The organism is Streptomyces sp. NPDC050433, from assembly GCF_044458565.1.
Lineage (GTDB): Bacteria > Actinomycetota > Actinomycetes > Streptomycetales > Streptomycetaceae > Streptomyces.
Genome location: NZ_JBITIB010000013.1, coordinates 125,440 through 140,724 on the forward strand (window position 1 = coordinate 125,440; position 15,285 = coordinate 140,724).

At 67.9% G+C, this 15,285-nt stretch carries 10 protein-coding genes and 2 pseudogenes; 5 read left to right on the forward strand and 7 right to left on the reverse strand.

Going from position 1 to position 15,285, the window contains the following annotated elements:
* The first annotated feature begins 176 nt into the window (after positions 1 to 176).
* A complete protein-coding gene (locus ACIBLA_RS18105) occupies positions 177 to 1,649 on the forward strand; it encodes an MFS transporter (RefSeq protein WP_399199120.1) in 1,473 nt (490 codons plus the stop codon).
* A 55-nt stretch (positions 1,650 to 1,704) separates the two neighbouring features.
* Here ACIBLA_RS18105 and ACIBLA_RS18110 read toward each other — a convergent pair.
* Positions 1,705 to 1,971: pseudogene (locus ACIBLA_RS18110) on the reverse strand (response regulator transcription factor); the annotation flags it as partial.
* Here ACIBLA_RS18110 and ACIBLA_RS18115 point away from each other — a divergent pair.
* A pseudogene (locus ACIBLA_RS18115) lies at positions 1,971 to 2,237 on the forward strand (translation initiation factor IF-2); the annotation flags it as partial. The pseudogenes ACIBLA_RS18110 and ACIBLA_RS18115 sit on opposite strands and share 1 nt — an antisense overlap.
* Before the next feature lie 96 nt (positions 2,238 to 2,333).
* Here the strand turns inward: ACIBLA_RS18115 and ACIBLA_RS18120 are convergent.
* From ACIBLA_RS18120 to ACIBLA_RS18145, 6 genes are all read right to left on the reverse strand, one after another.
* Positions 2,334 to 2,990: a response regulator transcription factor gene (locus tag ACIBLA_RS18120; protein ID WP_363240603.1), complete on the reverse strand. Its 657-nt coding sequence runs from the start codon at positions 2,988 to 2,990 to the stop codon at positions 2,334 to 2,336.
* Positions 2,987 to 4,225 (reverse strand): histidine kinase, encoded by a 1,239-nt coding sequence (locus ACIBLA_RS18125; protein WP_363240604.1) that lies wholly within the window; start codon positions 4,223 to 4,225, stop codon positions 2,987 to 2,989. Before ACIBLA_RS18125 ends, ACIBLA_RS18120 begins: the two co-directional genes overlap by 4 nt.
* A gap of 896 nt (positions 4,226 to 5,121) precedes the next feature.
* Entirely contained in the window at positions 5,122 to 6,420 is a 1,299-nt protein-coding gene (locus tag ACIBLA_RS18130; protein ID WP_399199121.1) for a sensor histidine kinase, read from the reverse strand.
* Positions 6,421 to 6,552: 132 nt separating this feature from the next.
* Positions 6,553 to 8,961: an MMPL family transporter gene (locus ACIBLA_RS18135; protein ID WP_363240607.1), complete on the reverse strand. Its 2,409-nt coding sequence runs from the start codon at positions 8,959 to 8,961 to the stop codon at positions 6,553 to 6,555.
* 292 nt (positions 8,962 to 9,253) lie between these two features.
* Complete coding sequence (locus ACIBLA_RS18140) at positions 9,254 to 10,318, reverse strand: amidohydrolase family protein (protein ID WP_399199122.1); 1,065 nt, start codon at positions 10,316 to 10,318, stop codon at positions 9,254 to 9,256.
* A 37-nt stretch (positions 10,319 to 10,355) separates the two neighbouring features.
* Positions 10,356 to 11,414 (reverse strand): LacI family DNA-binding transcriptional regulator, encoded by a 1,059-nt coding sequence (locus ACIBLA_RS18145; RefSeq protein ID WP_363240609.1) that lies wholly within the window; start codon positions 11,412 to 11,414, stop codon positions 10,356 to 10,358.
* Positions 11,415 to 11,593: 179 nt separating this feature from the next.
* On the opposite strand from ACIBLA_RS18145, the gene ACIBLA_RS18150 reads away from it, so the two are divergent.
* The 3 genes from ACIBLA_RS18150 (at position 11,594) to ACIBLA_RS18160 (ending at position 14,934) form a co-directional block, all read left to right on the forward strand.
* Entirely contained in the window at positions 11,594 to 12,649 is a 1,056-nt protein-coding gene (locus tag ACIBLA_RS18150) for an ABC transporter substrate-binding protein (protein WP_399199123.1), read from the forward strand.
* Positions 12,646 to 13,479: an ABC transporter permease gene (locus ACIBLA_RS18155; RefSeq protein ID WP_399199124.1), complete on the forward strand. Its 834-nt coding sequence runs from the start codon at positions 12,646 to 12,648 to the stop codon at positions 13,477 to 13,479. The genes ACIBLA_RS18150 and ACIBLA_RS18155 overlap by 4 nt, the downstream gene beginning before the upstream one ends.
* Positions 13,480 to 13,752: 273 nt before the next feature.
* The gene (locus ACIBLA_RS18160) at positions 13,753 to 14,934 is read left to right on the forward strand and encodes an aldo/keto reductase (protein ID WP_399199125.1); all 1,182 of its coding nucleotides are present in this window, start codon (positions 13,753 to 13,755) and stop codon (positions 14,932 to 14,934) included.
* Positions 14,935 to 15,285: the final 351 nt, after the last annotated feature.

Below are 15,285 nucleotides of genomic sequence, written 5' to 3' on the forward strand. Positions count from 1 at the left end.
GGAGGCACGCGTACTGCCGTGTCGCGCCGAACCTGAACGGGGCAGGCGATGTCGCCTGCCGGCACAACCCACCGCGCTCCAGGCCGGTGCACACGGGCCAGGGCTCGCAGGAGGAACCCCCACCCAGCCCGTCGCGGCCGCTCCCGGCCCCGCACCAGACACACGGAGGCCCACCCATGTCCAGAACACACCCGTCGGCCGCCGAGGCGCGGAATTCCCTGCCACCGCGGCTGGGCGCCATGGTGGCGGCCCTCACCCTCACCGGCATCATTGGCGCGTTGACGCAGACCCTGGTGATCCCGATCGTTCCCCTCCTGCCCCAACTGCTGGACGCCAAGGCTTCGGACACCGCCTGGGCCATCACGGCCACGCTGCTGTGCGGCGCCGTCGCCACCCCCGTGGCGGGTCGGCTCGGCGACATGTACGGCAAGCGGCGCATGCTCCTGCTCGGCATCTACCTGATGCTGGTGGGCTCGGTGATCTGCGCGCTGAGCGACTCCCTCGCTCCGATGATCGTCGGCCGGGCGTCGCAGGGCCTGGCGGCGGGCGTGGTGCCGCTGGGCGTGAGCATCATGCGTGAGGTTCTGCCCGCCGAGAAACTGCCCGCGGCGATGTCGGCGATGGTCGGCTCCCTCGGCGTCGGCGCCGCCCTGGGTCTGCCCGTCTCCGCGGTCATGGTCGACAACTTCGACTGGCACGTACTGTTCTGGGTCTCCGCGGTCCTCAGTGCCGTCTCCGCCGGACTCGTCGTCCTGCTGGTGCCCGAATCGAGGGCGCGTACGGGCGGGCGCTTCGATCTGACGGGGACGGCCGGCATGGCACTGGGCCTGGTCTGCCTGCTGCTCGCGGTCTCCAAGGGCCACGACTGGGGATGGGGTAGCGGCACGGTCCTCTCCCTGTTCGCCGCGGCCGTGATCGTGCTGCCGCTGTGGGGCTGGTTCCAACTGCGCACGCCGCAGCCCTTGGTGGACCTGCGCACCAACGCACGACCGCAGATACTGCTCACCAACCTCGCCGCGCTGGCACTGGGCCTCGTCCTGTTCTCGATGAACATGGCGCTGCCTCAACTCCTCCAGATGCCTGAGGCCACCGGCTACGGTCTGGGCAGGTCCCTGATCGTCACCGGCCTGGTCATGGCTCCGCAGGGCCTGGTGATGATGGCGGTCTCTCCGTACGGAGCGCGCATCACCAAGAGCAAGGGGCCGAAGGTGACCCTCATGATCGGGTCCGCGATCGTGGCAGTGGGCTACCTCATCACCATGGTGATGATGTCTGGGATCTGGCAGGTCATCGTGGCCTCCTGCATCGTGGCGGCCGGAGTGGGCTTCGCGTACGGCGCGCTGCCCGCGCTGATCATGGAAGCCGTGCCGGTGTCCGAGACCGCCGCCGCCAACGGCCTCAACGCGCTCATGCGCTCCATCGGCACGACCGTCTCCAGCGCCGTCGCCGGCCTGATCCTGGCCCACATGACCACCGACTTCAACGGCGTGCACATCCCGACGGAGAACGGCCTGCGGGCTGTCCTGGCCCTGGGTGTGGGTGCGGGGGTCCTCACCTTCACCTTCGCGAGCCTCATTCCCCGCAGAGCGCCGACGGCGGTCCCCGCCTCGGCGGAGCCAGCCGCCGCGGAGGCAGCGGGGGCGGAGTAGGGGCATTGCTTCGAGGCTGTCGAAACTCGCCTTCCCTGTTCCCTGTCTCCGCTCGTCAGGCTGTGAGCCCCGCGTCGCGGGCCAGGAGGGCGGCCTGGACACGGTTGGTGACCTCCAGTGAGGTCAGGATGCGGCTGACGTGGGCCTTGACGGTGCTCTCGCGCATGGCGAGGCGGGTGGCGATGTCGGCGTTGGTGCTGCCTTGGGCGAGCAGGGCGAGTACGTCGCGTTCGCGGGGCGTGAGCCGGTCCAGCCGGGCTTGGGCCGCGGTGACCTGCGGCCGGCTGGCCGCGTGGTAGCGGTCGATGAGGCGCCGGGCCGCGATACATCGACCTGCTTCACCCCGGCGGCACTCTGACCTATTTCGCCCACCAGGGCACCAGGGCGGCCAGGTCACTGACCGCCTCACGCACAGAAGCGCGCCGCCACGCGGCGGTCGACGAGGTCATGGCCACCTACCAGAGCAGGTACGGGACAGGCCGGTGGGCCGTGTGGGCCAATCTGCCTCCCGCCCACGTCTGGCAACTGCGGCGTCCCCGAGCCGACGATCCGAACGACCAGTCTCCTCAGGGCCAGAAGGCACGATGAATATCCTGACGCCACCGGGGACTTCGTCGCACAAACGCCCGCTTCCTGAGGCCCAGGAACCGGCGTCCGGGAGCGCTACGCGGCGCTCCGGCCGTTTCAGGCGGGTCTGACGAGGCCGGTGTCGTAGGCGAAGATCACGGCCTGGACCCGGTCCCGGACCCCGATCTTGGTGAGGATGCTGCTCACGTGGGACTTGACGGTGGACTCGGCGAGTGAGAGCTGTTCGGCGATCTGGGTGTTGGTCAAGCCGGTCGCTATGGCGGTGAGTACTTCGCGTTCGCGGTTGGTGAGGCGGGCGAGCTGCCGCTGCTGTTCGAGCGTGTGGCCGGGCAGGTGGCTGGTGAAGGCGTCGATGAGCTTGCGGGTCAGGCCGGGAGCGATGACGGAGTCTCCGGCGGCCACAGCGCGGATGCCGGCGATGAGTTCGTCGGGCAGGGCGTCTTTCAGCAGGAACCCGGACGCTCCGGCGCGCAGGGCGTCGTAGGCGTATTCGTCGAGGTCGAAGGTGGTCAGGACCAGGATGCGGGAGCGTCCGCCGGACTCGATGATGCGTCTGGTGGCCTCGATACCGTCCATGCCGGGCATGCGGACGTCCATGAGGACGACGTCGGGCTTGAGTTCGGCGGCCTTGCGGACGGCCTCGGCGCCGTGGGTGGCTTCACCGATGACGGTAAGGTCCGGGTGCTGTTCCAGAAGCATGCTGAAGCCGAGGCGTTGCAGGGCCTGGTCGTCGACGATGAGCACGGTGGTCATGCGCGGGGGTTCTCCGTTGTGGTCGTGACGGCGGGCGGGGTGGTCAGGAGACGGGCGTGGACGCTCCAGCCGCCTTGGCGATTGGGTCCGGCGGTGACCCTGCCCTGGTAGATGGCCGCGCGTTCGCGCATGCCGACCAAGCCGCGGCCGTTTCCAGCGCTCCGTCGTCGCGAGCGGGGAGTGCGGAAGGGGCCGGTGTCCTCGACGTCGACGCGGACGGTGCCGGAGCCGACGGTTACCCGGACGCTGAGGGAAGTGTCGGGGGCGGCGTATTTGAGGGTGTTGGTGAGCGCTTCCTGGACGATGCGGTAAACGGCGAGCTGGAGGCCTGGGGCCGGCGCGGTGAGGTCGCCGTCGGTGCTGAGGGTGACGCTCGGTCCGGCGGCGCGGACTCGGTCGATCAGCGGATCGAGGTCGGCAAGTCCGGGCTGCGGAGCGAGCGGGGCATCGTGCGGCCGGTCGTTGTCATCGCCGACGACGGCGAGGAGCCGGCGCAGTTCGGTAAGCGCCCCGCGGCCGCTGTCTGCGATGGTCCGCAAGGTCTCGGCACCGCGCTGGGGCTTTTTCTCGGTCAGGCCCGCGGCGCCGTCGGCGAGGCCGACGATCACGGCGAGGGTGTGGCCGAGGATGTCGTGCATCTCCTTCGAGACGCGGGCGCGTTCCTGAGCGACCGCGAGGCGGGCCTGCTGGTCCTTCTCCTTCTGCAGGGCGGCGATGACGACGTTGACCAAGCGGGTGGCCAGGCCGAGGCCCGCGATGGCCGTCACCGTCACGATCCCCAGCAGCACCACCGGTTCCGGGCGTCCGGCGTATCCCAGCTGCCCGTCGCTCCCGAACGTGGCCGCCCAGGCGACCAGTTGTGCCAGAGCGATGGCGACGGCGATGAGCAGTTGGCGTGGGGTGCCGAAACGGCCCACGTTGAACAGCGCCACGATGCGGGCCACGTCGGCGCTGGCGTCGGCGCCGTGGAGGGACCCCGCATAGGCCGTCAGCGCGGCGGTGGCTGTGGTGAGTACGAAGACCAGCATGGGCCGGCGCTCCCGCCACAGCAGGGGAACGGTCAGAGCGACGGTGAGGACCAGCTCTTCGGCGAGACCGGATTCGCCGGCGGGGTTGAGTATCGACGGCAGGCCCAGGGCGGCGCAGAACAGCGGTACACCCCACCGCCGGACCCGAGGGTGGGCCCGGTCCGCCCACCGCCAGGCGGACAGCCGCGCGATGATCGAAACGACCACCCGTTGCTCAGCGTCGTTCGTCAGTGCCTCAGGCAGTTCTGGCCGGCCGGGGACGCGTCGACCGGGCCGGGAATCCTTCGGCGGCGGAGGGGTCAAGGTCTGTGCCCTTCGCGGTGCAGGCGAGCCGCGCGCCTGTCTCGGGGGATGGGACGGACGGGCGGCGACTGGGGAGAGCGACGACCGGGGCCGACCGCTCTTCCGTGATCGTACGGCTGACAACGGCTCCGGGTCGGCGGTCGTCCTGGCCTGGTCGGCGCACGCGTCGTCGGAGCCGGGCACCGGCCCCGGGGAGAAGGCGGCCATGGAGTGGGCGTTCTGCTGGGCCACAAGTGGGCGGCGCGGCTTCTCGGCTTCGAATATGGGAGGCGAGACGCAGTCCGACGCCACGTTGAGTCTCAGGACGAACGCGGCTTGGGCGGGTCCGGGAGCGAGCGGAAGAACAGCGGAAGCGGCATCGTGACCGGTCCGGCCATCCTGAGTGGGTGGAATACCGACCGGCTTGAGTCGGTGGAGGACGGTGGCCACGGAATTGCTCCCGCCAGGAAAGAGGTCTTTGTGTGGACGGGCCTGATCAGGCCCGGGGCTTCAACCTAGAAGCGGTATCGGCCGGCGCTACGGCACTGCGGGCGGGAATGCGGCGGCATCGGTTAGTACTGCGGTACTAACTGTAGGGCGCGTTGCGAAAGTCCCGCCTGGCGCAGCAGGTGGTGGTGTCCGAGGCGTTGCGGCTCCTGATCGCCGACGATGAGAACGGTGGGCATGCGGCCGGTGTTCTTTCTGTGGGAAGCCGTGCCGGGGACGAGCGCGGAGCGGGGGATCGGCCGGGCCGGTCGCCGACGGCTGGAAGACCCGTGGTGCAGGGTTGTCGACCACGGGGCCGGTGGTCACGCGGAGTGCTACTCCGGGGAGTTGGTCGGCGGGTTGGGGATGAGGATGGCGTGGACGGTCCAGCCGCCGTGAGGGTTGGGCCCGGCGGTGACCTCACCCCGGTAGAGGGCGGCGCGCTCACGCATACCGACCAGGCCCCGTCCGCTGCCCGCCCGGCCACGGCCCGCACCTGGAGTACTGGGCGGTCCGGTGTCCTCGACCGTGAGACGGACGGTGTCGGGATCGGCGGCGATGGAGACATGGACCGAGGTGTCGGAGGCGGCGTACTTGACGGTGTTGGTCAGGGCCTCCTGGACGATGCGGTAGACGGACAGCTGTAGTCCCACGGCCAGGTCGGTGAGGTTGCCGTGCACGTGCAGAGCGACGGTGGGGCCGGCGGCGCGGACCCGGTCGAGCAGCGCGTCGAGGTCGGCGAGGCCGGGCTGTGGGGCGAGGGGGACGTCGTGACAGCGGTCCCGGCCGTCACGGTCGTCGTCGATGACGGCGAGCAGGCGGCGCAGTTCGGCCAGGGCGTCTCGGCCGCTGGCGCTGATGGTGCGGAGGGTCCGGGCGCCGCGTTCGGGCTTGGTCTCGGCGAGCCCGGCGGCACCGTCTGCGAGGCTGACGATGACGGCGAGGGTGTGGCCCAGGATGTCATGCATCTCGCGGGAGACACGGGCGCGTTCCTGCGCCGTGGCGAGACGGGCCTGCTGGTCGCGTTGCTTCTTCAGGGCGTCGATGTACGCGTTGGCCAGCCGCAGGAGCAGGCCGAGTGCCGCGAACGCCACCACGGTGATCATCGCCAGCAACGTCACGGGCTCCGGACGCGTGACGTACTCCAACTGGTGTCCGCGCCAGAAGAAGTAGGCCCATGCGACGAGTTGGACGAGGGTGATGCCGGTGGCGGCGGCCAGCAGGCGTGGGGGGCAGTGGCGGCCGACGTTGAACAGGGCGACCATCCGGGCGAATTCGGCGCTGGTCAGCACACCCAGGGGGAGAGACACGATGGAAACGGCCGTGGTGAGGGCGAAGACCAGCATGGAGTGTCGTTCCCGCCACAGCAGCGGGACGCAGAAGGCGAGGATGATCGGCAGCTGGGGGTCGCTGACGTTGTAAGGGTTGAGGTAGGCGTCGCTGCCGCCCGCGAAGCACAAGACCGGGACACCCCACCGCCGGACCCAGGGACGAGCCCGGTCGGCCCGCCGCCACGAGGCGAACCGGGAGATGACCGAGACGATCACACGCTGCTCGGGATCGTTCGTCAGGGCCTGAAGGAACTGGTGCTCGACCGGGCGTGGGCCGGGAGCGGGCGTGCTCGGTGCGGTCACGGGTGGGCCCTTCGCGGTGTCGAGACCGCCCGCCGGCCCGGGGGGATCGGACCGGCGGGCGGGGCAGGAGAGACGGCCGGTGAGAGTCGGCCGCCATGTCAGCAGCTGAGCGGAGGCCAGTGCTCGCTCTCGTCAACGCCTGCGGATCGGGTTCTTCAGCAGCTTCCTGCGTGCCGGCGCCGTCGGCTCCGAAGTGTCGGCGGGGACGGTGGCGTCGCCACCTCGTGCCGGGCGCTGCTTGAGCCTGGACAGTCCTCGTGCCTTCCCCCGCGCCTGCTGGGCAGGCGCGGGTACGTCCCTGTGGTCGTCCGAGCCCGTGTGGACCCCGGCGGCGACACCGGCGAGCACGGGTACGGGCGCGGAGTCCGTCTGCTCGGCTTCGAGCGCGTGGCGCAGTTTCTCGCCCTCGACGTCCACGTTCGGCAGGACCCGGTCCAGCCACCGCGGCAGGGTCCAGGAGCGGTGGCCGAGCAGGGCCATCACCGCCGGGACGATGGTCATCCGGACGACGAAGGCGTCCAAGAACACGGCGACGGCGAGCCCCAGGCCGATGGACTTGATCAGCACCTCGACGTCGAGGAGGAATCCGGAGAAGACGGAGACCATGATGACCGCGGCTGCGGTCACCACCCGGCCGCTGTGCCGGAAACCCTGCACGATGGCCTTCGTGGGTCCGGCACCGTGCACGTACTCCTCACGCATGCGGGAGACGAGGAAGACCTCGTAGTCCATGGCCAGTCCGAACACCACGCCGATCAGCACGATGGGCAGCAGGCTGACGATGGGGCCGGTCTGGTCGACACCGAAGAGGTCCTTCAGCCAGCCCCACTGGAAGACCGCGACCACGACTCCGAGGGTGGAGAACACGCTGAGCAGGAAGCCGAGGGCGGCCTTGAGAGGAATCACGATCGACCGGAAGACCAACAGGAGCAGGACCAGGGCCAGGCCCACGACAATGGCCAGGTAGGGCACGAGCGCGTCGGAGAGCTTGGTGCTGACGTCGATGTTGACGGCGGTCAGGCCGGTGACCATCAGGTCGGCGCCGGTGTCCTGGTGCAGGGCGGCGCTCTTGTCGCGGATCTCGTTGACGAGGTCCTTGGTGGCTTCACTGGTGGGGGCGCTCTTGGGGACGACACCGAGCAGAGCCACGTCGCCGGCCTGGTTGAAGGAAGGGGGACGAACAGCGGCGGCGTCATCCAGCTTGCCCAGCATGGCGTACGCGTCCTGGGCGGCGGCATTGGGACTGTCACTGTCCCGGGCGTCGACGACCACGGTGAGCGGGCCGTTGAAGCCCGGCCCGAAACCCTTACTGAGCGTGTCGTAGGAGATACGTTGGGTGCTGCCAGGGGGCTTGCCGGAGTCGTCGTTCAGGGCCATCTGCAGGGACATCGCAGGGATGGCCAGCAGGGCCAGCCCGGCCACCGAGACCGCGAGCACCTTGACCGGGTTGCGGGTGACGAACTTCGCCCAGCGCACGCCCAGCGACTCGCCCTCACCGCGCTCCAGCGCCTTCTTACGGCGGGTGAGCAGCTTCCCCTTCATGATCCGCATCCCGGCGAAGCCGAGCATGGCGGGCAGCAGGGTCAGTGCGATGACCACAGCGACGGCGACGGCGAAAGCGGAGGCCAGACCCATCGAGGTGAGCATGGCGATGCCGATGACGCTCAGGCCGCTCAGCGCGACGATCACGGTCAGGCCCGCGAAGACGACCGCCGAGCCGGCGGTGCCCAGGGCCCGTCCGCACGCTTCCTCGGGTTCGTGGCCGTCACGGATCTCGTTGCGGTAGCGAGAGACGATGAACAGGGCGTAGTCGATGGCGACGGCCAGGCCCAGCATCAGTGCCAGAGTCGTGGAGGACGAGGCCAGGTCGAAGAAGTGCGTGGCGAGCGTGACCGACAGGACTGCCGCGGCCACCCCGAGGATCGCGGTGAGCAGGGGCAGTCCGGCCGCGATCATCGAGCCGAAGGTGATCACCAGAACAACGGCGGCGACCCCGACGCCGATCAGCTCTGCCACCTTGCTCGCAGACTTGCCCTCGACGGCGTTGCCGCCCAGGCTCACCTTCAGACCGGCCTTCTCGCCCTGCGCGACGACGTCGGCCTGGACGGCGTGGGCCGCGCCGCTGACGTCGGCCTCGGCAACCTTGTAGGACACCTGGGCGTAGGCGATGGTGCCGGACTCGCTGGCCATGCCGCTGGTGAAGGGGTCGGAGACGCCCGAGACCTGCGGCGACTGCTCCAGCTTGGCCACCAGGGACTCGACCTCGGCCTTGTTGACGCCGGAGGTGAGTGTCTGCCCGCCGGGCGCCTCGAAGACCACGCGCGCGGTGGCGCCGTCGGCGGATGCCTGCGGGAACTCCTTCCGCAGCAGGTCGATGGCCTGCTGCGACTGCGTACCCGGAACGCTCAAGCTCCCCGAGGAGGTGCCGGGCGCACTCATGGCGCCGATGCCGATGGCGGCCAGGACGGCGATCCACAGCATCACGACGAGGCGCCGTCGTCGGAAGGTCAGTCGACCGAGTCGATAGAGAAAGGTGGCCACAGATAACTCCCACCAGGAGAAGAGATCATTGGGTGAGCTGGGCCTGACTGACCCGCGATCTCAAACCTAGGAGCGGTACCGGGCGACCATCCTGTACCGCGGAACCGAATCCGGCGTGGTCCCTTAGTACCCCGGTGCTACTCCCTGTCCTCCTCGAAGCCCGCCGGTCGGCGATGCCCTGATCGAGAGAAGCGGCGGCCGGGCCACGGCCGCCGCGTGCGTTCCCCCTCGTCGACGCCACCGCCTGGGCCGTGCTGCTCTGCGCCCTGTACGGGAAAGAGCCACACGCGTCTCACCGCGCGGCAGTCTTGGCCGTCAGCCGGGAGCCGGTCAGTCTGCGTACGTTGCCGGAAAAGATGGCGGCGCGCTCGACGGCGGTGAGGTCCATCTCCGCCAGATCGGCGATACCGGAGCGGATGTAGCCGGGGCCCTTCTCGGGGTCGTAAGGCGAGTCGGAGCCGAACAGCACGCGGTCGGGGCCGAAGAACTCCAGGGCGCAGCGCAGGGCGTGGGGGGCACCGAACAGTGCGGTGTCGGCGTAGAACATCTTGAAGTAGTCCAGCGGGCGCTTGGTGAGCGGGTAGCCGGTGACGTCCTCGCGCAGGTGATCCGGGGTGCGGGAGCCGAGCTGGTCCCAGCCCGGGCCGACCCGGCCGGAGAAGTGCGGGATCATGGAGCCGCCGTGGTGGATGAGGAGCTTTAGGTTCGGATGGCGTTCGAGTACGCCGCCGAAGACGATGCGGGCCATGAAGGCGGACAGGTCGTACTCCCAGCCGAAGGTCCACCAGATCTCGTACTTGGAGCGTTCCTCGGTCGGGTAGTCGGCCCAGGAAGAGTTGCGGCAGGGGTGGACCTGGACGAGTAGTCCGAGCTCGGCGGCGCGTTGCCAGAACGGTTCGAAACGCTGCTCGTCCAGGGGGTGGCCGTTGACGTGGGTGTATATCTGGACACCCACCGCACCCAACTCGCCCACGGCACGGTCGAGTTCCGCGACAGCGGTGTCCACGTCGTTGAGCGCGACGGCGGCGCAGAAGCCCACGAAGCGGTCGGGGTGCTTGGCGGTGAGCGCGGCCAGGCCGTCGTTTCCGATGCGGGCGTACTCGGCGGAGATGGCCGGGCTGCCGAAGTCCTCCACTGGCGGGGCTGCGAGGTTGATGATCTGGCGGTAGTCGGCGAACTCGTCCATCTGCCGGAAGCGCACGTCGAGGTCGACCAGCGCGGGGATGTTCATGATCCGCTTGCGCAGGTTGGCGACGGCGGGGACGCCGTCGAGCGCGACCAGGCGCTCGGCGTAGTCGCGGGGAAGCACATGGCAGAAGGCGTCGATTTTCTCAAGCGTCTCGGGCGTCTCGGACACGCTGTTCCTCTCCAAGTGGTTGATGGCGGCCGGGCGTTCAGGGGGCGGGAGTCGACGACTCGCGTGGGATGAGTGTGGGTGCGTGGACGGAGGAGGTCGTCGGCTTGTTCTCGATGGCTCGCAGCAGGATGTCGACCGCGCCGCGTCCGATCTCGCGCAGCGGCACACGGACGCTGGTCAGGGGAACCGGGAGACGCGCGGCCAGAGGGGTGTCGTTGTATCCGACCAGCGACAGCTCTCCGGGGATGCCGATTCCGAGGCGTCTGGCCGCCGCCAGTACACCGACCGCGGTGTTGTCGTTGACGGTCATGACGGCCGTCGGGCGCTCACCGGCGGACAGGCCGGACAGCAGCTCCGTCGCCACCTGCTCGCCGCTCTCCATGGAGAACTCCGAGGCCCGGACGAACCGTTCGTCCACCGGCGTCGCCGCCTCCCGCAGGGCGGTGCGGTAACCATCCAGCCTGCCCCGGGCGTTGGAGGCGTACGAGGGACCCGCGATCACGGCGATCCGGCGGTGCCCCAGGTCGAGCAGATGGCGGGCCGCCAGATATCCGCCGAGCTTGTCGTCGCCCACGGCGGCCGGACCACGTCCGTCGGTGCGGAGGGCGAGGGCGTACGGGATGTCCCGCGCGGCCAGCTCCCGTACGAGCTCGCTCTCGGTGTCGAGCCGGGCGGTGGTGAGCACCAGGCCGTCGACCATGCGGTCCAGCAGTAGCTTGCCCTGGACGGCTTCGGCCGTCGGCTCGTCGTGGGTGGTCGCGACCAGGGCGTGCAGCCCGTGGTCGCGACAGGCGTCGGCGATCTCCTCGTACAGCATCGCCATCACCGTGTCCGAGAGTCTCGGGACGACGACGCCGATCGTGCGGGTGCTCTGCCGGCGCAGGCTGGCCGCCGCCGCGTTGGGCGTGTACCCGATGCGCTGCGCGACCTCCTTGATCCGGTTGGCCGTGGCGCTTCGGGAGAACGCGTGGCGCTCGTCCAGGGCGCGGGAGACCGTCGACGGGTTCACGCCCGCCTCGCGAGCCACATCGGCCATGGTCGGGCGGCGCCGGGCGCCTTGCGCGGGGCCGGGTGTCGTACCGCCTGATGCGGTCACCGGTGCTCTCTCTCTGGTCGGCGGCGGGGAACTTTCCTGGTGCAGCCGGGTTGACGGGCTCGTTCCGGCCTGTTCATGATTATGCACACGTAAGCGCAATCGAATGCATAACCAGTATGGCACGCTGTCCTGGCAAGGTGACAAGGCCTCGGCGGCTTTTCGCAGAGAGGAGCGACCCATTGTCGAGTCGCTCGGTGAAGATGAAGTCCAAAGTGCCCGGTTCCGGGCACTTCCCGAAACGCTGGAAAAGGCCTGGGGCGTACGGCTCCGCCATCCTCATGGCGTCCCTCATGCTGACCGGGTGCGGTGGTGGAGGCGGCGACACTTCCTTCACGATCGCGCTGATCGAGCCCGACATCACCACGGTTCCGCTTCTCGCTGCCGTCGATGCCGTCCGTGCGGAGGGATTCGACGTCAAGGTCGAGGAGGCCGCCGAACCGGAACTCGCCATCGAAGGACTTGTCCGCGGGGACTACCAGTTCTCGGCGGAGTCGACGAGCCCGGCGCTGATCGCGATTTCCAAAGGTGCGCCGATTCGTATCGTCGCCGATGTCGTCGGCAACCAGTGGGCGGTGTACGGCGCCGGGAACCGCGACACCTGCGACCAGTTGAAGGGCCGTCCCTTCGGGATCTTCAGTGAGGGTGCCGTGGCGACGGCGATGGTCCGGCAGTGGGTGAGCAAGGACTGCCGGGACGGTTCCGAACCGGAGTTCCTGACCATCGGCGGCTCCGACGCCCGCGCGCAGGCGCTGCTGTCCGGCCAGATCGACGCCACCGCCCTCGAGCTGACCGACGCCATAACCCTGGAGCGGACCGGCGGGGGCAACGGACTGCACAAACTGGCGGACTTCAAGGACGTCTTTCCCGGGCTGCATCCGCAGACCGTGTACGCCAACGAGGACTACCTCGACCAGCACAGCGAGGCCAGTCAGACGTTCATCGGCGCGCTCGTCGCCGAGCACAAGAAGATCAACGCGGACCCCGGCCGTCTCGCGTCCCTGACCAAGAAATACCTGCCGGACGCCTATGACGACGCCACGGCGAAGGCCACCAGTCAACGGTACGTGGAGGCCGGGCTGTTCGACGCCGGGGGGCTGACGTCGACGAGCCTCCAACGGACGGTCGACTTCTTCACCGACGCGGGAATCATCAAACACATGCGGACCGAGGACGTGGCCGATCTCAGCTTCGTCAACCGCGCCACAACCGAACAGGAACGGGGAGAAGGCTCATGACCGCTCCCGGTATCTCCGCCACCAGCCGTCGCACCACACCCCGGTTGCTACGGAAGGCGGCGCACGGCACCTTCCCCTACCAACTGCTCACCTTCGCCGTGTTCGCGACCGCCTGGGAGATCTACGGCCGGTACTGGGGCGGCATCCTGCTCCCGCCCTTCTCCGACACGGCGGTGGCGACCGTACAACTGCTCGGCGAGGCCGAGCTGTGGAAGGCCCTCTGGCTGAGCAACCAGGCACTGGTGCTCGGCTTCGTCGCTTCCGTCGTCCTGGGCGTGCCGGCCGGACTGCTGCTGGGACGCTTCCGTACCGTCGAGCGCTACACCGACATCTACCTCAGCATTTTGCTGGTGACGCCGATGGCCGCCGTCATTCCGCTGCTGGTGATGTCGGTGGGATTCGGTCTGCTGTCCCGGGTGATCCTGGTGACTCTCTTCTCGATCGTCATGGTAATCGTCAACGCCCGTGCCGGAATACGGCAGATCGACGCCTCGCTCATCGAAATGAGCCGTACCTACGGAGCGTCGGAAGCCCAGATCTGGCGGCGCGTTCTCATTCCCGGCGCCCTGCCCGCCATCATGACCGGCGTCCGGCTCGCACTCGGCCGTGCCGTCACCGGAATGGTCATCGTCGAACTGCTCATGGTGTCGGTCGGTTTCGGCGGTCTCATTCTCGAGTACCGCAGCCTCTTCGAGGCTCCCAAGTTGTACGCGACCATCGTCATCATTCTCGCCGAAGCACTCGCGCTGATCGCCGCCGCCCGTTGGGCCGAACGCAAAGCCACACCGTGGGCAGCCCCCAGGAATTCCGCAAGGAGCACACGTGATTGAGATCCGAGGCGTCACCAAGAAGTTCACCGGCCGTGAGGGCAGCGACGTTCACGCGGGGTGGGCTGTCAGTACACGTTCCGGCAGCGCCTTCTTCCCCCTCCCGGCAACCGGTTGCATGGTCTGCACCGGAGAAGGGCGCCGAGTAAAGCAATGAATTCAGCTCTGCACCGTCGGTGTCGTATGGACTTTTCCCCCTTGAGGCACGAGAAGGAGACGCATACCCCAGCCGAGCAACTATGAAGACGATAGCTGCACCGATCCGAAGGAATCTTCATGAAGAATCGCAAGCACGCAACTGATCCGAACAATCGGGATGACGGCGCCTTCAGCCGCCGCAAATTCATGGCCAGGAGCGGATTTCTCGGAGCCGGATTGGTCGTCGCTCCAACGCTCTTGTCTGCTTGCTCGGATCAGTCCCAATCCAACAGCAGCCGGAGCGATGAAGTCGCATCTACTGGGGGCAACGGAATGAAGGCACGAAAGCTCGGAGAACTGGAAGTGTCGGAAATGGGGGCCGGCGCTATGAGTATTAGCGCGAACTATGGTCCTCCCACCGACATAAACCAGGGAATCAGGGTTCTTCGCGAGGCCCGCGAAAGGGGTGTCTCGTTCTTTGACACCGCCGAAGTGTACGGCCCGCACACAAGCGAGGAGCTTGTGGGCAAGGCACTCGAACCTTTCCGCGACGAGGTCAAGATCGCGACCAAGTTCGGCTTTGACAGCGAAGCAAAAAGCGGGCTGAACAGCAGGCCGGACCACATCAGAAAAGTGGTCGAGGGCTCACTCAAACGCCTTCGAACGGACCACATCGATCTGTATTACCAGCACCGGGTAGATCCGGATGTGCCGATTGAGGATGTGGCCGGCACGGTCAAGGAACTCATCGCGGAAGGAAAAGTTCTGCACTTCGGTCTTTCCGAGCCGAGCGCCAGAACAATCCGCCGAGCGCATGCCGTTCAGCCCGTCACAGCGGTCCAGACGGAATATTCGCTACTCGAACGGGACCCGGAGAAGAACGGTGTGCTCGCGATCTGCGAGGAACTTGGAATCGGTTTTGTCCCGTGGGGCCCCATAGGAATGGGATACCTCACGGGGAAAATAAGCGCTCGCTCAAAGTTCGACCCGAAGACAGACATTCGATCCACGTTCGATCGTTTCTCTCCAGAAAACCTGGCAGCCAACATGCCTGTCGTTGATTTACTCAGGAGGATTTCGGAGAACGAGAACTCGACACCTTCCCAGGTTGCCCTGGCCTGGCTTCTGGCGCAGAAGCCATGGATTGTACCGATCCCGGGCACCCGAAACCTGGAGCACCTGAACGAGAACCTGGGGGCAATCAAAGTTCAGCTCTCGCCCGGAGATCTTGGCGACATCGAAACCGCTTTCGCTGAAATTGAAGTGCGCGGCGACCGTATGAATGAAATGCAGATGGAGATGGTCGACCAAACAGTGTGACCAAAGGACGTCGGCTCCATCGGCTCCATCGGCTCCGACGGCTGCGGTGGGCATGTGCAGCGGACTCGGAAGGAGTCGCCGACTTCCGAGGGACTGCCGGACACCGAGATCGGCCGCCGGGCAGGCGTGCCCAAACGGTGATCGCGTGGCGGACCCGGTACGAGGCGGGTGGGATTGAGGCGCCGGCGCGCCTACCTCGTACCGGTCGGTGCGCCGGTGGGCAACGAGCCGAGCCGGTGTCGCTGCCCGTAGGTGAAATTGACTCATGGCCGACGTTCTGAGGCCCTTTCGAGACCGCAACATGGCGGCCAACCACGCCAACGGACAGGCCCTTGATCTTTCGGCCGAACA